The sequence below is a fragment of the Streptomyces sp. A18 genome, assembly GCF_059026065.1.
Window position 1 is genome coordinate 52,221 of sequence record NZ_JBWLKL010000024.1, and the last position, 24,266, is coordinate 76,486.

Below are 24,266 nucleotides of genomic sequence, written 5' to 3' on the forward strand. Positions count from 1 at the left end.
TTCTTTGGGTTGATATTCGGCACTTGCCACAGGCAGTGACCGAGAACGGACGGCCAATTTCCGTTTTGACTCGCTCCCTTGGCGGACGATCAGTAGCCTCACTTCGAACACCGGCTCGCCTCGCCTACGCCTTGGAGTCCTGATGGAGCGTCCCGCCTGGGCCCCGCAGGGCATCGACATCACGATGCCCAGCGTGTCCCGGATCTACGACTATTACCTGGGCGGTTCGCACAACTTCGAGGTAGACCGGGACGCGGCCCGCCGGGCCATGGAGTTCATGCCGGGGCTGCCCAAGATCATGCAGGCGAATCGTGCCTTCATGCGCCGAGCAGTACGTTTCGCCGTGGACGAGGGCATCACGCAGTTCCTCGACATCGGTTCGGGCATTCCCACCTTCGGCAATGTCCACGAGGTCGCCCAGCGGGCGGACCCCGAAGCGCGCGTGGTGTACGTCGACCACGACGCGGTGGCGGTCGCGCACAGCCGGGCCGTGCTCAAGGGTGACGAGAAGGCGACGGTCGTCGCCGCGGATCTGCGCAAACCACAGGACATTCTGGGCAGTTCGGAGGTCCGCGGACTCCTCGACCTGGACCGCCCGGTGGCTCTTCTTCTCGTCGCCGTCCTGCATTTCGTGGAGGACGCGTACGATCCCTACACAGCGGTCGCCGAACTGCGGGACGCACTCGTGCCCGGCAGCGTGATCGCCCTCACGCACGCCTCGTACGAAGGGATGCCGATCCCCGCCGAGCGGGCCGGTCAGGCCGTCGGCGTCTACAAGGACATCCGCAATCCACTGATCATGCGCTCGCGCGAAGAGATCGCGCGGTTCTTCGAGGGATACGACATGGTGGAACCCGGCCTTGTGCCGATGCCGCGCTGGCGGCCCGACACCGCGCCCGAGGAGGAGGATCCCTATGCCTTCTCCGGGTTCGCCGGCGTGGGGCGCAGGGCATGAGCGGGGAGCAGGACGGCCCCGAGGGCAGAGTGCGCAGGTTCGCCACCATCTGGAGCCGCGCCATCTTCCCGGTGACGGCCACGTCGCTGACCCGCCCCGAGTTCGAGCAGCAACTGGTGCCGCTGGCACGGCGGTTGCGTGCCGCGCTCCATGAGCGGATCTTCGAGGCTGCCGAGGGCCAGGCGATCGGCGCCGCGCTGGTGGGCACCCACTGCACCGACCCCGAGGCGCTGAGCCGCACGCTCGACTGCGTGGACGCCTACCTGGTCCTGTACTGCGGCGACGACGGCCCCCAGGAGGAGCTGCGGGCCCGGTGTGCACGCCTGCAGCACGCCCTGGCCGCGGGCTTCGCCGCCGCCCTGCGCGAGCGGACCCTCGCCGAGCAGGAGGCGATATCCCGGGCCGCCCTGGACGCCCGCAGCGCCGTCGCCGAGGCCCTGCACGCGAGCGAGGCACGCTTCCGCGCCGTCTTCCACGGCGCGGCGATCGGCATCGGGATCGCCGACCTCACGGGCACGGTCCTCGAGGTGAACGACGCGCTGATCCGCATGTTCGGCGGCCTGGAGAACCAGCTGCGCGGACGCAACGTGGCGGAGTGGACGCACCCGGACGACTCGCCCCACGTATGGAAGCTCTACGAAGAGCTGGTGCGCGGGGAGCGCGAGCACTACCGCGTGGAGAAGGCCTTCTACCGGCCCGACGGCACCGTCCTGTGGACCAATCTGACGGTCTCGCTGCTGCGTGACGCGGACGGAGTGCCGCAGTACCAGCTGGCGTTGATGGAGGACACCACCGAGCGCCGGCTGCTGAATCTGCGCCTCCGCTACGAGGCCACGCACGACGCGCTCACCGGCCTGCCGAACCGCACCCTGTTCTTCGAGCGCCTGGAGAAGGCCCTCGCGGCGGGCGACGGCGCGCGGTTCGGGCTCTGCTATCTCGACCTGGACGGCTTCAAGACCGTCAACGACAGCCTCGGGCACGCGGCGGGCGACCGGCTCCTCGTCGAGGTCGCCGACCGGCTCCAGTCCTGCGCCACCGCGCCAGGCGAGATGGTCGCGCGGCTCGGCGGCGACGAGTTCGTGGCGCTGACGACCGGCCGTGACACCGAGGTCGAGGTCGACGACCTCGCCGGACGCATCATGCACGCGCTCTCCACGCCCATCCGCGTCGAGGGCCGCGAGCTGACCGTGCGCGGCAGCATCGGCATCGTCGAGGGCCCGGCGGGGGAGCGCGGCGCCGCGGAGGTGCTGCGCAGCGCGGACATCACGATGTACCGCGCGAAGTCCGCGGGCGGCAACCGCTTCGAGCTCGCCGACCCCGAGGCCGACGCGCGCGCCATCACCCGGCACGGCCTCACCACCGCGCTGCCCGCCGCCCTGGACCGCGGCGAGTTCTTCATCGAGTACCAGCCCCTCGTGCACCTCGGCGACGGCAGTGTGCGCGGCGCCGAGGCGCTGGTGCGGTGGCTGCATCCGCAGCACGGCGTGATAGGTCCCGACCGCTTCATCCCGCTCGCCGAGCACACCGGTCTGATCGTGCCGCTCGGCCGCTGGGTCCTGGAGGAATCGGTCCGCCAGGCCCGCACCTGGGAGGCGCGGCACAAGGACGCCGGGCCGCTGCGCGTGAACGTCAACCTCTCGCCCATGCAGCTGACCCACCCCGGCCTGGTATCGGACACGGTGGAGATCCTGGAGCGCTCCGGGCTCGAACCGGGCGCCCTGTGCCTGGAGGTCACCGAGTCCGCGCTGATCGGCGCCGACGACGACCTGCTCAAGCCGCTGCGGCGGCTCGCCGAGATGGGCGTGGACATCGCGCTCGACGACTTCGGTACGGGCTACTCGAACCTCGCCAACCTGCGCCGCCTTCCGGTGAGCATCCTCAAGCTCGACCGCTCCTTCACGCAGGGCATGCAGCACTTCCCGGCCGACCCCGTCGACCTGAAGATCGTCGAGGGGATCGTCTCGCTCGCCCACAGCCTGGACCTGACGGTCACGGTCGAGGGCGTCGAGACGGGCGCGCAGGCCGATCAGCTGCGAGAGTTGGGCTGTGACACGGCGCAGGGCTGGTACTACGCACGGCCGGGGCCGCCGGACCAGCTGCACGAGCTGGCGCTCGCCGACGCGACGACCTGAGGAGTACGGGCGTGACCTCCGGAGACATCCAGTGGGTGTACGCCTTCGTGGACCGGCCCGAGGACCGGTTCGCGAAGGCTCATGGCTTCTGGACGACGGTCACCGGGACGCGGCTCTCGGCGTTCCGGGGCGAGGACGACCAGTTCGTGACGCTCCTGCCGGACGGCGGCGACGCCTTCCTCAAGGCGCAGGCCGTCGAAGGCCCCGGCGGCGCGCACCTCGACTTCGCCGTGGAGGACGTACCCGCCACGGCGCGCGAGGCCCGTGCGCTGGGGGCGACCCCGGTCTTCGCGGAGGAGGGCCTGGAGGTCCTGCGTTCGCCGGGCGGGCAACTGTTCTGCGTGGTGCGGTGGGAGGGGGAGCGGGTCCGCCCCGAGCCGCTCGTCGCGCCGGACGGGACCACGAGCCGTCTCGACCAGGTGTGCCTGGACGTGCCGCCCGCGGTGTTCGAGGCGGAGAAGGCGTTCTGGCCCGCGTTCACGGGGTGGTCGGCGCGGCCGGGATCGCGGCCGGAGTTCCACCTCGTCGAGCCGGAGCCGCGGCTCCCGGTCCGGATCCTGCTCCAGCGCCTGGACGCGGGGTCCGCTGGGGCGCACCTGGACTTCTCCTGCTCGGACCCCGACGCGGACCGCGTCCGGCACGAGCGGCTCGGCGCCGAAGCCTTGCGGAGGGGCCCGCATTGGATCGTGATGCGGGACCCTGCGGGCGGCACGTACTGCCTGACGATCAGGGATCCCGAGACGGGCAGGATCAGCGCCCCGTAGGGGCGCGGGGAACTGCACGGCCAGCCCCCACCGGGCCCACCGATGTCTCACCGTTCCAACAGCATCCGCTGAAGCTCCCGCGCGGCCCGTGGTGGAGCCACATCGCTGCGGTGTGCCAGCGCGATCGTACGATGCAGGGTCGGGCGGGCCAGCGGACTCATCCGCAGGCCCCGCCCCGCCCGCTCGGCCACCATGCGCGGCACGACCGCCACCCCGAGACCCGCCTGCACGAAGCCGAGCACCGCGTCCATCTCGCCGCCCTCGACCGCGAACTCCGGCTCGAACCCCTCGGCCCGGCAGGCGGCGAGGGTCAGCTCACGCAGGTCGTAGCCGTGCCGGAACATCACGAGGCGCTCCCGCTGGAGATCGGCGACCCGCACCGACCTGCCGCCGAACTTGTGCCCGTCCGGCGACGACACCACGACCAGGTCCTCACGCAGCAGCTCCACGGTCGTCAGCGCCGGGGAGGGCGACGGCAGCGGAAGCACGACGAGTGCCAGGTCCAGGGCGCCGCGCGCCAGTTCACGTACGAGGTCGTGGGAGCCGCCCTCCTCAAGGAGGAGCTGGATGCCCGGGTGCCGGTCGTGGAAGGCGCGAAGCACATCGGGAAGCAGGCCCGTGCAGACGCTGGGCGTGGCTCCCAGCCGGATCCGGCCGCGGCGCAGCTGGGCCAGCTCCTGGACCTCGATGCGGGCGGTGTCGGCGTCCGCGAGGATCCGGCGGGCCAGCGGGAGCAGCGCCTCGCCGGCGTCGGTCAGCGCGATGTTGCCGCGGGCCCTGCTGAACAGCTCTGCGCCGAGCTCCTTCTCCAGGGCGCGGACCTGCTGGGAGAGCGAGGGCTGCGAGACGTGCACCTGCTCCGCGGCCCGCGTGAAGTGCCTGGTCTCGGCCACAGCGACGAAGTAGAGGAGCTGCTGGAATTGCATACACAGCAGCGTACGGCCGATGATAGCCGCTCGCTATCGAGATGAGCTGATCCATCTCTTGGACCGATCGGGACCTTCGGCCTTAGCGTCGGTCCCATGGCTCTGGCAACGCGGACGGACCGACGGCCGTCGATGACGCGCACGATCTGGGACTCGTCCGTCGGCAAGAAGACAGTGATGGCAGTGAGCGGCCTGATCATGCTGCTCTACCTGATCGCCCACATGATCGGAAACCTGAAGATCTTCTTCGGGCCCGAGGAGCTCAACCACTACGCCCACTGGCTGCGCACGGTCGGCGAGCCGTTCATGCACTACGAGTGGACGCTCTGGCTGATCCGCGTCGTCCTCGTCGTCGCCGTGGTCGCGCACGCCGTCTCCGCCTACCAGCTGAGCCGCCGCGACATCAGGGCGCGCCCCGCCAAGTACGTCAACAAGAAGGCGGGTAAGAGCTTCGCCACGCGCACGATGCGCTGGGGCGGGATCATCCTCGCCCTGTTCATCGTCTGGCACATCCTGGACCTGACGACCGGCACCGTGCACCCGGGCGGCTACGAGCACCTGCACCCGTACCAGAACATCATCGACACGTTCTCCACGTGGTACGGCAACGTCATCTACATCGTCGCCGTCACCGCACTCGGCTTCCACGTCCGCCACGGCCTGTGGAGTGCCGCGCAGACCCTCGGAGCGGGCAAGGCGACCCGCGACCGCGCCCTCAAGATCATCGCCAATGGCCTCGCGCTGGTCCTGACGGCGGGCTTCGTCGTCGTCCCCGTGGCCGTCATGACCGGAGTGGTGAGCTAGCAGATGAATTCCTCCCGTGAGTACTCCTCTCGTGAGTACGCCGATTACGCGACCGGGGAGCCGGTCGTCGACACCAAGGCCCCGGCAGGTCCCGTCGCCGAACGCTGGGACACGCGCCGCTTCGAGGCCAAGCTGGTCAACCCCGCCAACCGCCGCAAGCACACCGTGATCGTCGTCGGCACCGGACTCGCGGGCGGCTCCGCGGGCGCCACGCTCGCCGAACAGGGCTACCACGTCGTGCAGTTCTGCTACCAGGACTCACCGCGCCGCGCCCACTCGATCGCCGCTCAGGGCGGCATCAACGCCGCGAAGAACTACCGCAACGACGGCGACTCCGTCCACCGCCTCTTCTACGACACCGTCAAGGGCGGCGACTTCCGCGCCCGCGAGTCCAACGTCCACCGCCTCGCGCAGATCTCGGTGGAGATCATCGACCAGTGCGTCGCGCAGGGCGTGCCCTTCGCACGCGAGTACGGCGGTCTGCTCGACACCCGCTCCTTCGGCGGCGTACAGGTCTCCCGGACGTTCTACGCGCGCGGCCAGACGGGCCAGCAGCTCCTTCTCGGCGCCTACCAGGCGCTCTCGCGGCAGATCGCGGCCGGCAACGTCGAGATGCACCCGCGCACCGAGATGCTTGACGTCATCGTGGTGGACGGGCGCGCCCGCGGCATCGTGGCCCGCGACCTGATCACCGGCAAGATCGAGACGTACTTCGCCGACGCGGTTGTCCTCGCGTCCGGCGGCTACGGCAACGTCTTCTACCTGTCGACGAACGCCATGAACTCCAACGCGACGGCCGTGTGGCGGGCCCACCGGCGCGGCGCGTACTTCGCCAACCCGTGCTTCACGCAGATCCACCCCACCTGCATCCCGCGCACCGGCGACCACCAGTCGAAGCTGACCCTGATGAGCGAGTCGCTGCGCAACGACGGCCGGATCTGGGTGCCCAAGGCCCAGGGGGACGACCGCCCCGCGAACAAGATCCCCGAGGACGAGCGCGACTACTACCTGGAGCGCATCTACCCTGCCTTCGGCAACCTGGTGCCCCGCGACATCGCGTCGCGCGCCGCGAAGAACGTGTGCGACGAGGGCCGCGGTGTCGGCCCCGGCGGCCAGGGCGTCTACCTGGACTTCGCCGACGCCATCAAGCGCATGGGCCGCAAGGCGGTCGAGGCCAAGTACGGCAACCTCTTCGACATGTACGCGCGGATCACCGACGAGGACCCGTACAAGACGCCGATGCGGATCTACCCCGCCGTGCACTACACGATGGGCGGGCTCTGGGTCGACTACGACCTGCAGACCACCATCCCGGGCCTGTTCGCGGTCGGCGAGGCCAACTTCTCCGACCACGGCGCCAACCGCCTCGGCGCGTCGGCCCTGATGCAGGGCCTCGCCGACGGCTACTTCGTGCTGCCGTCCACGATCAACGACTACCTCGCGCGCAATCCGCACCGTGCCTCCGATGACGCGCTGTCCGACGAACACCCGGTCGTACGCGAGGTGTTGGACGAGACTACGGAGCGCATCACCCGGCTCATCGCCGTCGACGGCGACCGCACCCCCGACTCCTTCCACCGTGAACTCGGCGAACTGATGTGGGAGTTCTGCGGCATGGCCCGTACGGAGACGGGGCTGCGCAAGGCGTTGGAGCGCATCCCGCAGATCCGCGAGGAGTTCTGGCGAAGGCTCAAGGTGCCGGGCACCGGCGAGGAGTTCAACCAGTCCCTGGAGAAGGCGAACCGCATCGTCGACTACCTGGAGCTCGCCGAGCTGATGTGCCTCGACGCCCTGCACCGCGCCGAGTCCTGCGGCGGCCACTTCCGCGAGGAGTCGCAGACGCCGGACGGCGAAGCGGCGCGCGTGGACGAGGAGTTCTCGTACGCCGCCGCCTGGGAGTTCACTGCCACCGGTGAGGCTCCCACCCTCCACAAGGAAGACCTCGTCTTCGAGTACGTCCACCCCACTCAGCGGAGCTACGCATGAAGCTCACCCTGCGCGTCTGGCGCCAGCAGAACGCCGAAGCCGAAGGCGCCATGTCCACCTACGAAGTGGACGGCATCTCGTCCGACATGTCCTTCCTGGAGATGCTGGACACCCTCAACGAAGAGCTCATCGTCAAGGGCGACGACCCCGTCGCCTTCGACCACGACTGCCGCGAGGGCATCTGCGGCGCGTGCTCGCTCGTCATCAACGGCGACGCGCACGGGCCCGAGCGCACCACCACCTGCCAGCTGCACATGCGGTCCTTCAAGGACGGCGACACGATCGACGTCGAGCCGTGGCGCGCCTCCGCCTTCCCGGTCGTCAAGGACCTGGTGGTCGACCGCTCTTCCTTCGACCGGATCATCCAGTCCGGCGGCTACATCAGCGCCCCGACCGGCGCCGCCCCTGAGGCGCACGCGGCGCCCGTACCGAAGCCGGACGCGGACTTCGCGTTCGAGCACGCGGAGTGCATCGGCTGCGGCGCGTGCGTCGCCGCCTGCCCCAACGGCTCGGCGATGCTCTTCACCTCGGCCAAGATCAACCACCTCAATGTCCTGCCGCAGGGTGCTCCCGAACGGGAGACCCGTGTCCTGGACATGGTCGCGCAGATGGACGAGGAGGGCTTCGGCGGCTGCACGCTTACCGGCGAGTGCGCCACCGCTTGCCCGAAGGGCATCCCGCTGCCGTCCATCTCCGCGATGAACAAGGAGTGGCTGCGGGCGACGCGGAAGGTCAGCCGCTAGCCGAACCACCTGGCCCTGCACGGGGTCTGACGCTCCGTCAAGGCGCTCCTGTACCGTCGCCGCATGCATCCGGGAGCGTACGACCCCGCCAGGACGGCCGTCGTCACCGCCGACGGCACAAGGTCCCTCACCTACGGACAACTCGAAGAACGCTCCCTGCGGCTCGCGGATCATCTGCGGGCCGCAGGTCTGCGTCGGGGCGACCACTTCGCCCTCCTCTGCGACAACGACCCGCGCGCCCTGGAGGTCTACTGGGCGGCCTTGCGCTCGGGCCTCTACCTCACCGCCGTCAATCACCACCTCACGACGGACGAGGCCGCGTACATCGTCCGCGACTGCGGCGCGAAGGCGCTGATCGTCTCCGGCTCGCTCACCGCACTCGGCGTGGCGGTCACGGAGTTGGCGGGCGGCCCGCCGATCCAGCTCGGCCTCGACGACGGAACGTACGAGAAGGCCCTGGAGTCCGCGTCCGCGCAGCCGCCCGCCCACCAGCCGCGCGGCACCGACATGCTCTACTCCTCCGGCACCACGGGCCGCCCCAAAGGCATCAAGCCCGCACTGCCCGAAGGTGACGTGCGCGAGGAGCCGAGCACCTACGTACTGATCTTCCAGGCCATGTACGGCTTCGGAGAGGACACCGTCTACCTCTCGCCCGCCCCGATCTACCATGCGGCCCCACTGCGCTTCTGCGGAGTCGTCACGGCACTCGGCGGCACAGTCGTCCTCATGGACGCCTTCGACGCACAGGGTGCTCTGGCGGCCATCGAACGCCATCGGGTCACGCACAGCCAGTGGGTGCCGACCATGTTCGTCCGGATGCTGAAGCTGCCCGCCGAGGTGCGCGAGCGCCACGACCTGTCCTCGATGAAGATCGCCATTCACGCCGCCGCGCCCTGCGCCGTCGAGGTCAAGCAGCGGATGCTGGAGTGGTGGGGGCCCGTCCTGTACGAGTACTACTCGTCGACAGAGGGCAACGGCATCACGTTCATCTCGCCCGAGGAGTGGCTGCGCAAGCCGGGTTCCGTGGGCAAGGACGGGCTCCTGGGCGAACTGCGGATCTGCGACGAGACGGGCGCGCTGCTGCCGGCGGGCGAGACCGGCACGGTCTACTTCGAGCGCGAGGAGCTCTCCTTCCGCTACCACAACGACGACGCCCGCACCCGCGAGGCCCAGCACCCCGAGCACCCCAACTGGACCACCACGGGGGACATCGGGCACGTGGACGAGGACGGTTACCTCTTCCTCACGGACCGCAAGGCCTTCATGATCATCTCGGGTGGGGTGAACGTCTACCCGCAGGAGGCCGAGGACTGTCTCGTGCTGCATCCGGCGGTCGAGGACGTCGCGGTGATCGGGGTGCCGGACGGGGAGATGGGGGAGGCGGTCAAGGCGGTGGTGCAGCCGGCCGCCGGAGTGGCCGCCGGGCCCGAACTGGAGCGGGAGCTGGTCGCGTTCGTGCGCGAGCGTATCGCCCACTACAAGGCCCCGCGCTCCGTGGACTTCGCGGACTCGCTGCCCCGGACGCCCACCGGCAAGCTGGCCAAGTCCTCGCTGCGCAGGTCGTACTGGGAGTGAGCGTGAGGCATCAGTCGGGTCAATCGATCTCGCCGCTCGCCAGGACCGTCGCACGGAAGGACGCGACCACCGGCCGCAGGTCGACGGCGTGCCAGGCCGCCCAGAGGTGAACGGACGCCTTGTGCCAGGGCAGTTCACGTACGGCGACGCCGTCGGTCGTGCCGCGCACCATGCTCTTCTGGATGAGCGCGATGCCCAGACCGGAGGCGACCAGGCCGAGCGCGGTGAGCGGCTCGGCGGCGGCGAGGCGGATGTCCGGGGTGAAGCCGGACGCCACGCACGAGGCGAGGAAGGCGTCACGCCAGGCCGGGTCCCGGGAGTTCTCGACCCCGATCCACGCCTGGCCGTCCAGGTCGCCCGGCGTCAACTCGGCCTGCGTGGCGAGCGGATGGGAGGCGGGCAGTGCGAGAAGGAGCGGGTCTTCCAGGAGCGGTGCGGCCAGGAGGTCCGGGTCGTCCTGGGGCGGCGGTTCCTGGACGAGGGCGATGTCGAGGCTGCGCTGCCGCAGACCCTCGAACTGCTCCGCCGCGGAGAGGCTGTAGAGGGCGACATGGATTCCGGGGCGTTCCTCCTGCAGGGTGCGCAGCGCGCCCGGCAGGACGCCGGTGTGCATGGCGTCGCCCACGTATCCGATGCACAGGCCGCCCTCCTCGCCGCGGCCGAGCCGGCGGCCGAGGTTCTCCAGGCGGTCCGCGTGCCGCAGCAGGGCGCGGGCCTCGCTCAGGAAGATACGGCCGTCGGAGGTGAGGCGGATGCGCTGCTGGCTGCGCTCGAACAGGGCGAGACCGAGCTGCTTCTCCAGCTGGGCGATCTGGCGGCTGAGCGGCGACTGGGAGATGTGCAGGGCTTCAGCCGCCCGGCCGACGTGTTCCGTCTCGGCGACGGCCACGAAATAGCGGAGTTGTCGCAGGTCAATCATGTAAGACCTCTGAGGACTCAAGTGTGCCCAAGCGAGTCTTGGACAGTCTCAAGCATCGATCCTAACCTCGAACTCGCAAGGCCGACGGATCGGCCGGTCACAGCCGAAACCGTCGGAAATCCACCGCACACCGCGAGGACTCACCATGAGCATCACGTCCCTCCTCCCCGGAGCGCTCGGCTTCGGCACCGCCCCGCTCGGCAACATGTTCCGCGCCATCCCCGACGAGGAGGCCGCGGCCACCGTCGAGGCCGCCTGGGACCAGGGCATCCGCTACTTCGACACCGCCCCCTTCTACGGCGCGGGGCTCTCCGAGATCCGCCTCGGCGACGTCCTCGCGGGCCACCCCCGCGACGACTACGTCCTGAGCACGAAGGTCGGCCGCGTCATCCTGGACGAGGCCGAGGACCCGGCCGCCCGCGACCTCGGCGAGAAGGGCGGCCTCTTCGAGCACGGCCGCCCGAACAAGATGGTCAACGACTACACGGCCGAGGCCACCCTCCGCTCCATCGAGGACAGCCTCAAGCGACTCAGGACGGACCGGCTCGACATCGTGTGGGTGCACGACATCGCGCAGGACTTCTACGGCGATGAATGGCTCGCCGCGTACGAGACGGCGCGCACGGGCGCCTTCCGCACCCTGGACCGGCTGCGCGACGAGGGTGTCATCAAGGCCTGGGGCCTGGGCGTCAACCGCGTGGAGCCGCTCGAACTCACCCTCGACCTGGACGAGCCGAAGCCCGACGCCTTCCTCCTCGCGGGCCGGTACACCCTCCTCGACCACGACCGCGCCCTGCAGCGCCTGCTGCCGGCCGCCGCCGCCCAGCACGTCGACATCGTCGTGGGCGGGCCCTACAGCTCGGGCATCCTCGCGGGCGGTCAGCACTTCGAGTACCAGAAGGCGCCCGCGGAGATCGTCGCCAAGGTCGAGCGCATCAAGGCGCTCGCCGAGCGCCACCAGGTCGGCATCAAGGCCGCAGCCCTGCAGTTCTCCCTCGCCCACCCGGCGACGGTGGCGGCGATCCCCGGAGCCACCAAGCCGAGCCGGATCGCCGAGGATGTCGCCGCGCTCGGCGAGAGTGTCCCTGCCGCGTTCTGGGCGGACCTGCGCGAGGAGAAGCTGATCGCGGCCGACGCACCGGTGCCCAGCGCCTGACCCGCCAACTGCCCCTGCCCGCCCACCTCTTCCTCCCGCGAGCCCCTCGCAGCCGTACGCCCCTCGCACCCATACAGTCCACAAGGAACCCCCAACCCCCAACCCCCAAGGAGAAACCGTGGCTTCCACCTTCGCTTCCATCGAGATCCCCGTACCGGCCGATCGTGTCTGGCAGCTCATCGGTGGCTTCGACTCGCTGCCCGACTGGCTTCCGTTCATCCCCGTAAGCGAGTCCAGCGAGGGCGGCCGGGTGCGCAGCCTGACGAGCGAGGACGGCGGCGTGATCGTCGAGCGCCTCCTGACATTCGACGAGAAGGCGCGTACCTACAGTTACTCGATCCTGAAGGCCCCCTTCCCCGCCACCGATTACGTCGCCACCCTCACGGTGCACGAAGTGCCGGGGCAGGAGGCGTCCCGGGTGGAGTGGTCCGGCGTCTTCACGCCGGTGGGTGTCGGGGACGACGAGGTCGTGGCCCTGTTCCACGGCATCTTCAGCGACGGTCTCGCCGCCCTGAAGCAGACCCTCGCCGCTTGAGGAGCCGTCGGTCCGTCAGACCCGGGCCACGAGCTTGACCTCGACCAGGAGCTCCGGGAAGGCGAGCCGAGGGGTGCCGACCATGGTGCTCGCCACCTGGGGGTCCGGCCGGCCGTATGCCTCCTTGCGCACCGGCCCCGCGGCGGCGTCGGCCGCGCTGACATCGATCGCGTAGATGACTTCGTCGACGACGTCGTCGAGCGAAGCGCCGAAGCGACGGAGCAGTTCCGCCGCGTTGGCGTAGGCCTGGCGCAATTGCTCGCCCGTGCGGGAGAAGTCGGTGACGCGTCCGGCATCATTGACGGGGGCGGGGGCGACGAGTTCCGTCCCGCTGTGCGCCACTTGGCCGGAGAGGTAGATGGTGTCGCCGCGTTTGACCGCTTGGACGTATCCGTAATTCTCTTCCCACGGGACTCCGAAGCTTTGCACCTCACGTGTGTTGTTCATGGCGTTCCGATCCTCGGAGATAGTTTCTCGACACCTCTCGGACGCTATGGGACGGGGCATGCGTGGACCAGAATCGGTTGTGCCACCAAGAGCAAGGATCGTGCCAGTGAGGAAAGTTGTGGCGATCCTGGCGATGCCCCGTGTGTACGCGCTGGACGTCAGCATCCCGGAGCATGTCTTCGGGCGGCATCCGGGGTATCGGGTCGTGGTGCGCGGAGACGTGGGCGGCGGGGCGCGGCTCGCCGATGTGGAATCCGCCGACATCGTCGTCGTACCCGGCTATGAGGATCCGCACGTCCCGGTCCCGGACGAATATCTGAAAGCGCTGCGGATAGCCGTCGAACGGGGTGCCCGTGTGGTGGCCATCTGCACGGGTGTGTTCGCTCTCGCCGCCTGCGGAATCCTGAATGAGAAGTCGGCCACGACGCACTGGCGCCACACCGATGAACTCCGCCTGGCGTATCCGCGCGTCGACGTCGTCGACAATCGGCTGTTCGTCGAGGACGGGGCCATTCTCACGTGCGCGGGCGGAGGCGCCGGAATCGACGCGTGTCTTCATGTCGTCGAGACGGACTTCGGCGTGACGGTCGCGGACGCAGTGGCGAAGGACCTCGTCTTCTCCTCGTCTCGCGGCGCGAACGAACCGCAGTACAACGAACCGCAGTACAACGAACCGCAGAACAGGGACGTCGCCATGCCCCCTCGCGACAGCCTGCGGGCGACGCGGGAGTGGGTGCACGACAACCTGGGCAGCTCGATCACCGTGCAGCAGTTGGCCGAGCGCAGCCTGGTTTCGCGGCGGACCCTCGTCCGTCGTTTCGTGCGCGAGACGGGGCTGCCGCCCATGCAGTGGGTCGCCCTCCAGCGGATTCTCCGTGCGCGCCGGCTCCTGGAGGGCTCGGACCTGTCCGTCGAGAGGATCGCGGGGGCGACGGGGTTCGGCTCGGCAGCCAACTTCCGGGCGATCTTCCGACGGGAGGTGGGAGTCACCCCGACCGCCTACAGAAAGCAGCACGGTTGACCCGAAGGAGACCCACACCGCAGGACCGCAGAAGGCCCGCCGAGCCCGGCGGAATGATCTACTGGGCATCGCAGGCAAGGCGGGGGGCACGCACGGGGGGCCGTTTTACTCGCACCGCAGCAGGAGGTACGCAGCATGCTCGTCGATCTCTCCGGAAAGACCGCCCTCGTCACCGGATCGACCCAGGGGATCGGGGCGGCCATCGCGGTCGGCCTGGCCAGGGCGGGCGCCCGGGTCGCCGTCAACGGACGGTCCGCCGCTTCCGTCGACAAGGCCGTCGAGCGGCTGAAGGAGGAGCACGGCGGTGCCGAATTCCTCCCGGCCCCGGGTGACATCTCCACCGACGAAGGCGCCGCGCAGGTCTTCGCGGCAGTCCCTCACGTGGACATCCTCATCAACAACCTCGGCATCTTCGGCGCCGAACCGGCCCTCGACATCAGCGACGACGCATGGCGCCGCTACTTCGAGGTGAACGTCCTGACCGCCGTCCGCATGATCCGGCACTACCTGCCCGGCATGAAGGAACGCTCCTGGGGTCGGATCCAGAACATCGCCAGCGACTCGGCGCTCGTCATCCCCGCCGAGATGATCCACTACGGCACGTCGAAGACCGCGCTCCTCGCGGTCTCACGAGGCTTCGCCAAGGAAGCCGCCGGGTCGGGCGTGACCGTCAACTCCGTGATCGCGGGCCCCACGCACACCGGCGGCGTGGAGGACTTCGTGTACGAGCTGGTCGACTCGTCCCTGCCCTGGGACGAGGCACAGCGGGAGTTCATGGTCAAGCACCGCCCGCAGTCCCTGATCCAGCGGCTCATCGAGCCGGAGGAGATCGCGCACATGGTGGTCTACCTCAGCTCCCCGCTGGCCTCCGCCACGACCGGCGGCGCGGTCCGTGTCGACGGCGGCTACGTGGACTCGATCGTCCCGTAGCGATGACCTCCAAGGCGACGACCCCCATAGCGACGACCCTCATACCCGTGACCTCCTCAGCCATGACCTCAGCCGCGCCGCCCCCCACCGGTCTCCTGCTCGGCGTCGACATCGGGACGTCCTCCTCCAAGGGCGTCCTCGTCCGGCCCGACGGCACCCTCGTCGCCCAGGCCCAGCGCGAGCACACGACGTCCACGCCGCACCCCGGCTGGTTCGAGCACGACGCGGACGGCGTGTGGTGGGCCGAATTCCGGTCCCTGGCACGGGAGTTGCTGGCCGAACTGCCTGTGGGCGAGTCGCTCGCGGCGATCGGCGTCAGCGGTATCGGCCCCTGTCTGCTCCCCGTCGACGAGAACGGCACGCCGGTCCGCCCGGCTATCCTGTACGGCGTCGACACCCGGGCCGGAACCGAGATCGCCGAGCAGAACGAGCGCTACGGCCCCGACGAGATCATCCGCCGCTGCGGCTCGCCCCTGACCAGCCAGGCGATCGGCCCGAAGCTCGCGTGGCTGCGCCGTCACGAACCGGCGGCCTACCGGTCCACCCGCCGCTGGTACATGGCCAGTTCGTACCTCGTGCACCGTCTCACCGGCCGGTACGTCCTGGACCATCACTCGGCGAGCCAGTGCACTCCGCTGTACGACCTGGCCGCCCGGACCTGGATGGACGAGCGCTGCGAGGAGATCGCGCCGGGCCTCCAGTGGCCCGAACTGGTCTGGCCGTCCGATGTCGTGGGCGCCGTGACCCCGGAGGCCGAGGCCCTCACGGGCCTGCCGACGGGTACCCCCGTCGTCGCGGGGACGGTCGACGCGTGGGCCGAGGCGGCCGGTGTGGGTGTCGCCGCGCCCGGGGACCTCATGCTCATGTACGGGACGACGATGTTCCTGGTCGGGATCCTGCCCGAGCCGCTGACCAGCCCGAAGCTGTGGGGCACGGCGGGCGCGTTCCCCGGCACGTACTGCCTGGCCGCCGGGATGGCCACATCCGGCGCCGTCACCGGCTGGCTGCGTGACCTCACCGGTACTTCGTACGAGCAACTGACCGCGGAGGCGGGGGCGTTGCCACCCGGCGCCGAGGGTCTCCTCATGCTGCCGTACTTCGCGGGGGAGCGCACCCCGCTCTTCGACCCGGATGCCCGGGGGCTGCTCCACGGCCTCACGCTGCGGCACGGCCGCGGGCACCTCTACCGGGCCGCCCTGGAGGCCACCGCGTACGGTGTGCGGCACAATCTCGCCGCCATGACCGAGGCGGGCGCCATCGCCGAGCGCCTGGTCGCGGTCGGCGGTGGCGCGCGTGCGCTGTGGACCCGGATCGTCTCCGATGTGACCGGGCGTGAGCAGCACCTGCCACGCCACACCATCGGCGCCGCGTACGGCGACGCGTTCCTCGCGGCGGTCGGCGCGGGCCTTGCCGAGCCGAGCGACATCGCGCACTGGAACCCGACGGTCGAGGTGGTGGCCCCCGATGCCACCACCTCGACCGTCTACGACCAGCTCTACGGGCTCTACCTGGACCTGTATCCGGCGACCCGTGAGGCCGCGCACCGGCTGGCGCGCCTCAACTAGTCGATACTGACCAGGGGTTGACGGTCACGCTAGTCGTTGGTGCTCACGCGGACGTAGTCGACGACGAGCTGCTGCGGGAAGGTCGTGCTGCCGTCCGGGTCGCCCGGCCAGTAGCCGCCCACCGCGAGGTTGAGGATCAGGAAGAAGGGCTTGTCGAAGACCCACTGCTTGCCGCCCAGGTCGGCCGGGGTGCGGGTCTGGTAGACGTTGCCGTCCACGGACCACGTGACCTTGTTCGGTGACCAGTCCACCGCGAAGGTGTGGAACTTGTCCGCGAACGCCTCGCCGCCGGGCAGGGTGTAGCCCGCGCCGATGCCGCCCGAGCCGGAGTAGCCGGGGCCGTGCAGGGTGCCGTGGACGGTGCCGGGTTCGAAGCCGACGTTCTCCATCACGTCGATCTCGCCGCTCTGCGGCCAGCCCACGCTGCCGATGTCGGCGCCCAGCATCCAGAACGCGGGCCACATGCCCTGCCCGCGCGGCACCTTCATCCGGGCCTCGACGTGGCCGTAGGTCTGTGTGAACTTGCCGGAGGTGTTCAGGCGGGCCGATGTGTACTCGCAACGGCCGTACCAGCACTGGTAGTTGCCGGGGTTCTCCTTACGGGCGGTGATGACCAGGTTGCCCTGGCCGTCGAGGGCGGCGTTGTTGTTGCCCGACGTGTAGTACTGCCGCTCGTGGTTGTTGACGTTGTCGCCGGTCTCGATCTGCCACTTGCTGCCGTCGACCGCGGAGCCCGCGGCGCCGTTGAAGTCGTCGGTGAAGGTGGCGGCCGCGGCGGACTTGGCGGACTTGGCAGAGTCGTCGGGGGAGGGGGCCGCCGACGCTCCGGCAGGCAGCCCGGCCAGGGCCGAGGCGCAGCAGGCCAGGGCGACCGTGGAGAGCGCCGCACGGCGGCGCCAAGAGGTGTGCACTGTCATCACATCGCTTCACGTGGGGGTGGCGAAAGAGTGGGGGGACGAGCTGCCGAGGGGGCCATGCGCATGACAAACGGACATCGAGAACTGAACGCGGCGAGCGATCAACCCCGACGCTTTGTTCAGTACTTGATTTAAGGCAGACTCCCCCGTGCCGTCAAGGAGTTGGTGCGGACCAATGCCGGCCAACCTCAGCGGCCCCCGGCCGTCGCCCGCGCCAGATACGGCGCCGTCCGGCTCCCCTCGGCCTTCGCCACCGCGCCGGGCGGCCCCGAAGCGACGACGCGACCGCCCTCGTCGCCGCCGCCGGGGCCCAGGTCGATCACCCAGTCCGCGCCGGCCACCACCGCCATGTCGTGCTCGACGACCACCACCGAGTGGCCCGCGTCGACCAGGCCGTGCAGCTGCCGCATCAGGACCTCGACGTCGGCCGGGTGCAGTCCGGTCGTCGGCTCGTCCAGGAGGTAGAGCGTGTGACCGCGCCGGACGCGCTGCAGCTCGGCGGCCAGCTTGATGCGTTGGGCCTCGCCGCCGGACAGTTCCGTCGCGGGCTGGCCGAGGCTCAGATAGCCCAGGCCCACGTCGATGAGGGTCCGCAGGCTGCGGGCGACGGCCGGGGTGTCGGCGAAGAACTCCGCGGCGGCCTCCACCGTCAGGTCGAGTACCTCCGCGATGTTCCGTCCGTGGTAGGCCACTTGGAGTGTCTCGGGGTTGTAGCGCGCGCCGCCGCAGTCCGGGCACGGCGCATACGTGCTGGGCAGGAAGAGCAGCTCGACGCTCACGAACCCCTCGCCCTGGCAGGTCTCGCACCGCCCGCCCGCGACGTTGAACGAGAAGCGCCCCACGCCGTATCCGCGTGTTCGCGCCGCGTCCGTGGCCGCGAAGACCTTGCGCACGACGTCGAAGAGGCCCGTGTAGGTGGCCAGGTTGGAGCGGGGTGTGCGGCCGATCGGCCTCTGGTCGACGCACACCAGGCGCCCCACACCGTCGAGTTCCTCGGTGATCTCGCCGATGAGCGTGGACTTGCCCGAACCGGAGACGCCGGTGACCGCGGTGAAGGCGCCGAGCGGGAACTCGGCCGTCACGTCGCGCAGGTTGTGCCGGCTCACGGGGCCCACCTTCAGCCGGCCGCGCGGGGCGCGCACCTCGCGCGCGGGGGCGGGCTCGCGGCCGAAGAGGAAACGGGCCGTCGCGGACTCCGTGACGCTCTCCAGGTCCGCCACCGGGCCGCTGTGCAGCACCTGGCCGCCGTGCTCACCGGCGTGTGGACCCACGTCGACGAGCCAGTCCGCGTGGCGCATCACGTCGAGATGGTGCTCCACGACGAAGACCGAGTTGCCCGCGGCCTTGAGCCGGTCCAGGACGGTGAGCAGGGACTCCGTGTCCGCCGGGTGCAGACCGGCCGACGGTTCGTCCAGGACGTACACGACACCGAAGAGCCCCGAGCGCAACTGCGTGGCCAGGCGCAGCCGTTGGAGCTCGCCCGGGGAGAGGGTGGGCGTGGCGCGGTCCGGGCTCAGATAGCCGAGACCCAGCTCGGTGATCGTGGCGATGCGGGAGAGGAGGTCGTCGGACAGGACACGGGCCGCCTCCGAACCCGGCGCGCCCTGCAGGGACGTGGCCAGTTCCGTCAGGGGCAGCGCGGCGAGATCGGCGATCGTGCGGCCCGCGAACGTGACCGCCATCGCCTCCGGACGCAGCCGGCTGCCGCCGCACGCAGGACAGTCGGCGCTCGCCAGGAAGCGCTCGGCCTTGGCGCGCAGCGTCTGGCTCTTGGAGTCCGAGAACGTCTTCATCACATAGCGCCTGGCACTCATGTATGTGCCCTGGTACGGGCGTTGGATGCGGCCCGCGTCCCGCACCGGGTGCACCGTCACCACCGGCTGCTCGTCCGTGAACAGAATCCAGTCCCGGTCCGCCTGCGGCAGCTCGCGCCAGGGTCGGTCGACGTCGTGACCGAGTGCGTCGAGCACGTCCCGGAGGTTCTTGCCCTGCCAGGCACCGGGCCAGGCGGCGATCGCGCCCTCGCGGATGGAGAGGGAGGGATCGGGGACCAGGAGTTCCTCGGACGTGCGGTGCACACGGCCCAGGCCGTGACACTGAGGGCAGGCACCGGCGGCCGTGTTCGGAGAGAAGGCGTCCGAGTCGAGCCGCTCGGCACCCTCGGGAAAGGTGCCGGCGCGGGAGAACAGCATGCGCAGCGAGTTCGAGAGGTTGGTGACCGTGCCCACGGAGGAGCGGGAGGTGGGCGCAGCGCGGCGCTGCTGGAGCGAGACCGCTGGGGGCAGGCCGGTGATCTCACCGACCTTCGGCGCGCCCACCTGATGGATCAGCCGCCTGGCGTACGGAGCGACGGACTCGAAGTAGCGGCGCTGGGCCTCCGCGTAGATCGTCCCGAAGGCGAGCGAGGACTTCCCGGAGCCGGAGACGCCGGTGAAGACCGCGAGGACGTCACGCGGGATGTCCACGTCGACGTCCCGGAGGTTGTGCTCGCGGGCGCCCCGGACACGTACGAACGGATCGTGAGGGCTGTGCATGGGGACTCCGTACGCGGCTCGGGGGCAAACCCCACGATTCTAGGTCCCGGCCAGACCCGCGACCCGGGCCAGGCGCCGGAAGGAGTCGATGAGGCCTTCACGGTCGTACGTACTGGTCGTGACAAGGACTTCCTGGGCGCCGCTCTCCTTGATCAGCGTCTCGAGATCGTCGGCCACCTGCTCCTCCGTGCCGTGGATGTGACCGGCGAGCCCCGATTCGTAGAAGCCGCGTTCCTTCTCGGTCATCCGCATCTCAGGTGACTCGATGCGCTCGGCCGGGGGCAGGGGCGGGAACGTGCCGTGGGTGCGTGAGTACGCCATCGACCAGGCTTCCGGTATCAGCAGGCGGCGGGCCTCCTCGGGCGTCTCGGCGACGGCGATCGTGCCCGATACGACCACGTACGGCTCGCTCGACCAGACGGAGGGCCGGAAGGACGCGCGGTAGTGCTCGATGCCGCGGAGCATCTTCTCGCGGCTCTTGATGTCGCCGATGACCATCGGGAGCCCGGCCCGCGCCGCGATGGTGGCGCCCTCGCCGATGGCCAGGACGAACGGTGGGACGGTCATGCCTTCGGAGGGACGGGCGTGCGCTCCGGTGTCCGACGTGCCGCGGAACCAGCCGAGGAGTTCGGTGAGCTGCGCGGCGAAGTCATCGGCGTCGTGCTTGTCCCGGCCCAGCGCCTTGCGCACCCCGTCGGTGAACCCCACCGAGCGGCCGAGCCCCATGTCGATGCGCCCGGGGAAGAGAGCCTCGAGAACCCCGAACTGCTCGGCGACGACCAGGGGTTGATGGTTCGGCAGCATCACGCCGCCCGTGCCGACCCGGATCGTGCGCGTCGCGGCGGCGACGGCGGCGGCGAGGACGGTCGGCGCGGAGCCCGCGACGCCGGGCACCGCGTGGTGCTCCGAGACCCACAGACGGTGGTATCCGAGTCCTTCGAGCTCCTGGGCCAGGCGCACCGTGTCGCGCAGGGCCTGCGGTCCTTCGTGCCCCTCGCGGGTGCGGGAGCGGTCGAGGACCGAGAACCGGGTCGCTGCCACACGAGATCCCTTCGCCGGGGTGGGGATCGCGTTCTGATCTCCTCTGTGATCTCCATGATCCGTCACGCGCGGGCCGTGGGCAAAGTGATTCTTCGGGGCCGCGTACGGCCTGCCGCATGCTGGACTACTCCTGCACCGCCTCGTCCCCACTCCCACGAGTCGAAAGAGGAATTGGCGTTGAGCGAACCGACGAAGCTGCCCCCGGAGATCGACACGACCGTCGCCCACAGCGCGCGCGTCTGGAACTACTGGCTCGGCGGCAAGGACAACTTCCCCGCCGACCAGCAGGCAGGGGACGCCTACCGCGACAAGTATCCGCTGATCGAGCAATTCGCCCGTGAGTCACGGCACTTCCTGCGGCGCACCGTCAGCCACCTGGCGCGGGACGCCGGGATCCGCCAGTTCCTCGACCTGGGTGCCGGATTACCGACGGCCGACAACACCCACGAGGTGGCCCAGCGCATCGCCCCCGAGTCCCGAGTGGTCTACGTGGACCATGACCCGCTCGTCCTGCTGCACGTGAACGCGATGCGTACGAGCACGCCTGAGGGCGCCACCGCCTATGTGCTCGCGGACATGCGCGACACGGACACGGTCCTGCGGGGCGCGGCCGAGACCCTGGACCTGACCCGGCCCGTCGCCCTGGTGATCAACGACGTCCTCGGCCACATCGTGGACTGGGACGACGCCCTGTCCCTCGTACGTCGCCTGGTGGAGAAGCTCCCCTCCGGGAGCCATCTGTCCCTGAGCCACTCCACCGCGTCGGACGAGGAACACCGCAGGGTGCAGGAGGAGTACAACAACTCCGGCGCGATTCCCTACATCTTCCGCGAGCCGGACGTGACCATCGCCTTCTTCGAGGGCCTCGACCTCGTCGAGCCCGGCTTCGTCTCCTGGCCCCACTGGCGGCCCGACGCCGACACGGACACCACCACCGCGCGTGCGGGCTGGGGCGCCGTCGCACGGATCCCGTGACGACGAGCCGCACGCGGGGATTGCCTACGCTGGGCGCGTGACGGACGACAGCAGACCTCTGGCCGTGTTCGACCTGGATGGCACGCTCGCGGACACCGCGCACCGGCAGCGCTTCCTGGAGCGCAAGCCGCGCGACTGGGCCGCCTTCTTCGCGGCGGCCCCGGACGACCCGCCGCTGGAGCGCGGTGTGGCGCTCGCCCTGGAGAGCGCGGCGGAGTGCGAGGTCGTCTACCTCACGGGCAGGCCCGAGCGGTGCCGCAAGGACACCGTGGCGTGGCTCGCGGCGCAGGGCCTTCCCGAGGGGCGGATCTGGATGCGCCGCAACGACGATCGGCGGCCCGCACGCCGCACCAAGCTGGAGACCCTCCAGAAGATCTCCAGGTCCCGCGACGTCAGGGTGCTCGTGGACGACGACGAGCTGGTGTGCCACGAGGCCGAGCGCGCGGGCTTCACGGTCGTACGGGCGCGCTGGGCGAGCACGTCCGCCGCGCTCAAGGACGCCCAGGAGCGTGAGGGGCGGACGTGACCGCTGGGCGGCGGGGTCAGGCGCTGTCCCCGTCCTCCAGGCGGAAGCCGACCTTCAGGCCCACCTGGTAGTGCTCGATCTCGCCGTTCTCGATGTGGCCGCGCACCTGGGTGACCTCGAACCAGTCCAGCGAGCGCAGCGTCTGCGAAGCGCGGGCGATGCCGTTGCGGATGGCCTGGTCGACGCCCTCGTGCGAGGTGCCGACGATCTCGGTGACCCGGTAGGTGTGGTCGGACATCAGAGTGTTCCTCTCCGCCGTGTGGTGACCTCACTCCACGGTGCCCCACCACGCGGCGGTGCGCGAGGCGGTGGGGGAACGGGGCCGAAATCTCCGATCCCGGTGCCATTCCCCCTTGACCGACCCATTGGTACAGACCAAAATCCAGCCGTACCCGTTCGAGCCAGGAGCTCACCCCCACGTCGGGCCGACCTTCCCCTGTCCGCAGGCAGAAAGTGACCCACGTGAAACCGCACCGCCGCGCCGCCATGCCCCTGTCCCTCGTCCTCGCGGCCACCGCGCTGCTTCCCGGATGCGGCGTCCTGCCGGGCGGCGGAGAGGATAAGCGGACCGTCACCGTGTGGCTCATGCGGGGCAGCGCGTCGGCGGAATTCATCGAGCGGTTCCGCACGGACTTCGAGCAGCGCAACGGAGACATCGACCTGGAGATACGCCTCCAGGAGTGGACCGGCATCGGCGGCAAGGTCAAGGCCGCGCTCAAGGCCGAGGACGGGCCCGACGTCATCGAGGTCGGCAACACCCAGGTCGCCCAGTACGTCGACGAGGGCGGGCTCTACGACCTCACCCTGGAGTCCGCGCGCGACCTGGGCATGAAGGACTGGCTGCCGGGTCTCGCCGAGCCCGGCCAGTACAACGGCAGCCAGTACGGCATCCCTTGGTACGCCGCCAACCGCGTCGTGATCTACAACAAGGACCTCTTCGCGCGGGCCGGTATCGAGCAGCCGCCGAAGACGCGCGCACGGTGGATCGCCGACACGAAGCGGCTCAACTCCGGTGGCGACCAGGGGATCTATCTCGCGGGTCAGGACTGGTACACCCTGGCCGGCTTCATCTGGGACGAGGGCGGCGAGCTCGCCACGGAGGCCAACGGGACGAGAGGGGTGTGGGAGGGCAGCCTGCACACGACCGCGGCGCTGCGGGGCATGGAGTTCTACCGGCAGTTGCAGGTCCTTGGCGAGGGCCCGCAGGACGCGGACGAGGAGCATCCGCCGCAGGCCGGGGTGTTCGCAGGGGGGAAGGTGGCGCAGATCGTCGCCGTACCGGGGACGGCGCGGGCCATCGAGGAGGAGAACCCCGAACTGAAGGGAAAACTCGGCTACTTCCCGATCCCGGGCAAGACGGCGGCGAAGCCGGGCGCCGTCTTCACCGGCGGGTCCGACCTCGTCGTGCGCGGGAAGACGGACGACCGGCGGGGCGCGGTCGCCGTGATCAAGGCTCTCGCGGGCAAGAAGTGGCAGAAGGACCTGGCAAGGACCATGAACTACGTCCCGAACAAGACGACTCTCGCGTCGGCCGTCTCGGGCGAGGAAGGGGTCGCCGCGATGGCCGCGGGCGCCGCACAGGGCCGGGCGACGCCCGCCTCTCCGCAGTGGGCCGCGGTGGAGGCGGACAACCCCATCAAGGCGTACATGTCGAAGGTGCTCGGCGGGGGTGACCCGGCGACGGAGGCGAGGCTGGCGTCCCGCCGGATCACCAAGGAGCTGGACGTGAGCGGGCCGTAAGGGGCACGGGGCTGTGACACATGCGGCTCCGCCGCGTGGGCGCGACCAGCCCCCACCGGCCCGCGGGGTGCATCA

Annotated in this window: 22 protein-coding genes; 15 read left to right on the forward strand and 7 right to left on the reverse strand. The window is 70.1% G+C overall.

The features are described 5' to 3' along the window. The first annotated feature begins 142 nt into the window (after window positions 1–142). The 3 genes from AC5P1C_RS29405 to AC5P1C_RS29415 are packed head-to-tail and all read left to right on the forward strand — an operon-like array spanning window position 143 to window position 3,851. Window positions 143–955, forward strand: a complete 813-nt coding sequence (locus AC5P1C_RS29405; RefSeq protein WP_493868965.1) for an SAM-dependent methyltransferase — start codon at window positions 143–145, stop codon at window positions 953–955. Continuing rightward, the gene (locus AC5P1C_RS29410) at window positions 952–3,087 is read left to right on the forward strand and encodes a putative bifunctional diguanylate cyclase/phosphodiesterase (RefSeq protein WP_493868966.1); all 2,136 of its coding nucleotides are present in this window, start codon (window positions 952–954) and stop codon (window positions 3,085–3,087) included. Before AC5P1C_RS29405 ends, AC5P1C_RS29410 begins: the two co-directional genes overlap by 4 nt. A gap of 11 nt (window positions 3,088–3,098) precedes the next feature. Beyond that, entirely contained in the window at window positions 3,099–3,851 is a 753-nt protein-coding gene (locus AC5P1C_RS29415) for a VOC family protein (RefSeq protein WP_493868967.1), read from the forward strand. A gap of 47 nt (window positions 3,852–3,898) precedes the next feature. Here the strand turns inward: AC5P1C_RS29415 and AC5P1C_RS29420 are convergent, their stop codons facing one another. Continuing rightward, window positions 3,899–4,777 carry a LysR family transcriptional regulator gene (locus AC5P1C_RS29420; RefSeq protein ID WP_493868968.1) on the reverse strand — a complete coding sequence of 293 codons (879 nt, stop codon included), beginning with the start codon at window positions 4,775–4,777 and terminating at the stop codon, window positions 3,899–3,901. Window positions 4,778–4,909: 132 nt separating this feature from the next. On the opposite strand from AC5P1C_RS29420, the gene AC5P1C_RS29425 reads away from it, so the two are divergent. The 4 genes from AC5P1C_RS29425 to AC5P1C_RS29440 all read left to right on the forward strand — a co-directional run bounded on the left by AC5P1C_RS29425 (window position 4,910) and on the right by AC5P1C_RS29440 (window position 9,885). Continuing rightward, window positions 4,910–5,581 (forward strand): succinate dehydrogenase, encoded by a 672-nt coding sequence (locus AC5P1C_RS29425; RefSeq protein ID WP_493869025.1) that lies wholly within the window; start codon window positions 4,910–4,912, stop codon window positions 5,579–5,581. A gap of 3 nt (window positions 5,582–5,584) precedes the next feature. After that, a complete protein-coding gene (locus tag AC5P1C_RS29430) occupies window positions 5,585–7,567 on the forward strand; it encodes a fumarate reductase/succinate dehydrogenase flavoprotein subunit (protein WP_493868969.1) in 1,983 nt (660 codons plus the stop codon). Further along, window positions 7,564–8,310: a succinate dehydrogenase/fumarate reductase iron-sulfur subunit gene (locus tag AC5P1C_RS29435; protein ID WP_493868970.1), complete on the forward strand. Its 747-nt coding sequence runs from the start codon at window positions 7,564–7,566 to the stop codon at window positions 8,308–8,310. Before AC5P1C_RS29430 ends, AC5P1C_RS29435 begins: the two co-directional genes overlap by 4 nt. A gap of 63 nt (window positions 8,311–8,373) precedes the next feature. After that, entirely contained in the window at window positions 8,374–9,885 is a 1,512-nt protein-coding gene (locus AC5P1C_RS29440) for an acyl-CoA synthetase (protein WP_493868971.1), read from the forward strand. A 19-nt stretch (window positions 9,886–9,904) separates the two neighbouring features. Here the strand turns inward: AC5P1C_RS29440 and AC5P1C_RS29445 are convergent, their stop codons facing one another. Then, a complete protein-coding gene (locus AC5P1C_RS29445) occupies window positions 9,905–10,804 on the reverse strand; it encodes a LysR substrate-binding domain-containing protein (protein ID WP_493868972.1) in 900 nt (299 codons plus the stop codon). Between the two features lie 145 nt (window positions 10,805–10,949). On the opposite strand from AC5P1C_RS29445, the gene AC5P1C_RS29450 reads away from it, so the two are divergent. Next, the gene (locus tag AC5P1C_RS29450; RefSeq protein WP_493868973.1) at window positions 10,950–11,960 is read left to right on the forward strand and encodes an aldo/keto reductase; all 1,011 of its coding nucleotides are present in this window, start codon (window positions 10,950–10,952) and stop codon (window positions 11,958–11,960) included. 118 nt (window positions 11,961–12,078) lie between these two features. Next, the gene (locus tag AC5P1C_RS29455; protein ID WP_493868974.1) at window positions 12,079–12,495 is read left to right on the forward strand and encodes an SRPBCC family protein; all 417 of its coding nucleotides are present in this window, start codon (window positions 12,079–12,081) and stop codon (window positions 12,493–12,495) included. Between the two features lie 15 nt (window positions 12,496–12,510). Here the strand turns inward: AC5P1C_RS29455 and AC5P1C_RS29460 are convergent, their stop codons facing one another. Next, window positions 12,511–12,942: a Rid family hydrolase gene (locus tag AC5P1C_RS29460; protein WP_493868975.1), complete on the reverse strand. Its 432-nt coding sequence runs from the start codon at window positions 12,940–12,942 to the stop codon at window positions 12,511–12,513. A gap of 106 nt (window positions 12,943–13,048) precedes the next feature. On the opposite strand from AC5P1C_RS29460, the gene AC5P1C_RS29465 reads away from it, so the two are divergent. From AC5P1C_RS29465 to AC5P1C_RS29475, 3 genes are all read left to right on the forward strand, one after another. Further along, window positions 13,049–13,963: a GlxA family transcriptional regulator gene (locus tag AC5P1C_RS29465; protein ID WP_493868976.1), complete on the forward strand. Its 915-nt coding sequence runs from the start codon at window positions 13,049–13,051 to the stop codon at window positions 13,961–13,963. A 135-nt stretch (window positions 13,964–14,098) separates the two neighbouring features. After that, window positions 14,099–14,893 (forward strand): SDR family NAD(P)-dependent oxidoreductase, encoded by a 795-nt coding sequence (locus tag AC5P1C_RS29470; protein WP_493868977.1) that lies wholly within the window; start codon window positions 14,099–14,101, stop codon window positions 14,891–14,893. A gap of 62 nt (window positions 14,894–14,955) precedes the next feature. Continuing rightward, window positions 14,956–16,458, forward strand: coding sequence for an FGGY-family carbohydrate kinase (locus AC5P1C_RS29475; RefSeq protein ID WP_493869026.1), 1,503 nt, complete (start codon window positions 14,956–14,958; stop codon window positions 16,456–16,458). 29 nt (window positions 16,459–16,487) lie between these two features. On the opposite strand, the gene AC5P1C_RS29480 is transcribed toward AC5P1C_RS29475, so the two are convergent. The 3 genes from AC5P1C_RS29480 to AC5P1C_RS29490 form a co-directional block, all read right to left on the reverse strand. Beyond that, window positions 16,488–17,375 carry a glycoside hydrolase family 16 protein gene (locus tag AC5P1C_RS29480; protein WP_493868978.1) on the reverse strand — a complete coding sequence of 296 codons (888 nt, stop codon included), beginning with the start codon at window positions 17,373–17,375 and terminating at the stop codon, window positions 16,488–16,490. 188 nt (window positions 17,376–17,563) lie between these two features. Beyond that, the gene (locus AC5P1C_RS29485; RefSeq protein WP_493868979.1) at window positions 17,564–19,909 is read right to left on the reverse strand and encodes an ATP-binding cassette domain-containing protein; all 2,346 of its coding nucleotides are present in this window, start codon (window positions 19,907–19,909) and stop codon (window positions 17,564–17,566) included. A gap of 39 nt (window positions 19,910–19,948) precedes the next feature. After that, complete coding sequence (locus AC5P1C_RS29490) at window positions 19,949–20,950, reverse strand: LLM class flavin-dependent oxidoreductase (protein WP_493868980.1); 1,002 nt, start codon at window positions 20,948–20,950, stop codon at window positions 19,949–19,951. A 177-nt stretch (window positions 20,951–21,127) separates the two neighbouring features. Here AC5P1C_RS29490 and AC5P1C_RS29495 point away from each other — a divergent pair, with 177 nt between their 5' ends. Both AC5P1C_RS29495 and AC5P1C_RS29500 read left to right on the forward strand, forming a co-directional pair. After that, window positions 21,128–21,925: an SAM-dependent methyltransferase gene (locus tag AC5P1C_RS29495; protein WP_493868981.1), complete on the forward strand. Its 798-nt coding sequence runs from the start codon at window positions 21,128–21,130 to the stop codon at window positions 21,923–21,925. A gap of 37 nt (window positions 21,926–21,962) precedes the next feature. Then, window positions 21,963–22,451 carry a phosphatase domain-containing protein gene (locus AC5P1C_RS29500; RefSeq protein WP_493868982.1) on the forward strand — a complete coding sequence of 163 codons (489 nt, stop codon included), beginning with the start codon at window positions 21,963–21,965 and terminating at the stop codon, window positions 22,449–22,451. A 16-nt stretch (window positions 22,452–22,467) separates the two neighbouring features. Here AC5P1C_RS29500 and AC5P1C_RS29505 read toward each other — a convergent pair whose 3' ends face one another. After that, complete coding sequence (locus AC5P1C_RS29505) at window positions 22,468–22,689, reverse strand: dodecin (protein ID WP_160509111.1); 222 nt, start codon at window positions 22,687–22,689, stop codon at window positions 22,468–22,470. Between the two features lie 248 nt (window positions 22,690–22,937). On the opposite strand from AC5P1C_RS29505, the gene AC5P1C_RS29510 reads away from it, so the two are divergent. Continuing rightward, window positions 22,938–24,191 (forward strand): extracellular solute-binding protein, encoded by a 1,254-nt coding sequence (locus AC5P1C_RS29510; protein ID WP_493869027.1) that lies wholly within the window; start codon window positions 22,938–22,940, stop codon window positions 24,189–24,191. Window positions 24,192–24,266: the final 75 nt, after the last annotated feature.

Bases quoted from the DNA above. Each gene is read 5' to 3' on its own strand.
- AC5P1C_RS29425 (WP_493869025.1), top strand. From the start codon at position 4,910: ATGACGCGCACGATCTGGGACTCGTCCGTCGGCAAGAAGACAGTGATG.
- AC5P1C_RS29405 (WP_493868965.1), top strand. From the start codon at position 143: ATGGAGCGTCCCGCCTGGGCCCCGCAGGGCATCGACATCACGATGCCC.
- AC5P1C_RS29505 (WP_160509111.1), bottom strand. From the start codon at position 22,689: ATGTCCGACCACACCTACCGGGTCACCGAGATCGTCGGCACCTCGCAC.
- AC5P1C_RS29510 (WP_493869027.1), top strand. From the start codon at position 22,938: ATGCCCCTGTCCCTCGTCCTCGCGGCCACCGCGCTGCTTCCCGGATGC.
- AC5P1C_RS29460 (WP_493868975.1), bottom strand. From the start codon at position 12,942: ATGAACAACACACGTGAGGTGCAAAGCTTCGGAGTCCCGTGGGAAGAG.
- AC5P1C_RS29430 (WP_493868969.1), top strand. From the start codon at position 5,585: ATGAATTCCTCCCGTGAGTACTCCTCTCGTGAGTACGCCGATTACGCG.
- AC5P1C_RS29470 (WP_493868977.1), top strand. From the start codon at position 14,099: ATGCTCGTCGATCTCTCCGGAAAGACCGCCCTCGTCACCGGATCGACC.
- AC5P1C_RS29480 (WP_493868978.1), bottom strand. From the start codon at position 17,375: ATGACAGTGCACACCTCTTGGCGCCGCCGTGCGGCGCTCTCCACGGTC.
- AC5P1C_RS29420 (WP_493868968.1), bottom strand. From the start codon at position 4,777: ATGCAATTCCAGCAGCTCCTCTACTTCGTCGCTGTGGCCGAGACCAGG.
- AC5P1C_RS29435 (WP_493868970.1), top strand. From the start codon at position 7,564: ATGAAGCTCACCCTGCGCGTCTGGCGCCAGCAGAACGCCGAAGCCGAA.
- AC5P1C_RS29450 (WP_493868973.1), top strand. From the start codon at position 10,950: ATGAGCATCACGTCCCTCCTCCCCGGAGCGCTCGGCTTCGGCACCGCC.
- AC5P1C_RS29410 (WP_493868966.1), top strand. From the start codon at position 952: ATGAGCGGGGAGCAGGACGGCCCCGAGGGCAGAGTGCGCAGGTTCGCC.
- AC5P1C_RS29445 (WP_493868972.1), bottom strand. From the start codon at position 10,804: ATGATTGACCTGCGACAACTCCGCTATTTCGTGGCCGTCGCCGAGACG.
- AC5P1C_RS29440 (WP_493868971.1), top strand. From the start codon at position 8,374: ATGCATCCGGGAGCGTACGACCCCGCCAGGACGGCCGTCGTCACCGCC.
- AC5P1C_RS29485 (WP_493868979.1), bottom strand. From the start codon at position 19,909: ATGCACAGCCCTCACGATCCGTTCGTACGTGTCCGGGGCGCCCGCGAG.
- AC5P1C_RS29475 (WP_493869026.1), top strand. From the start codon at position 14,956: ATGACCTCAGCCGCGCCGCCCCCCACCGGTCTCCTGCTCGGCGTCGAC.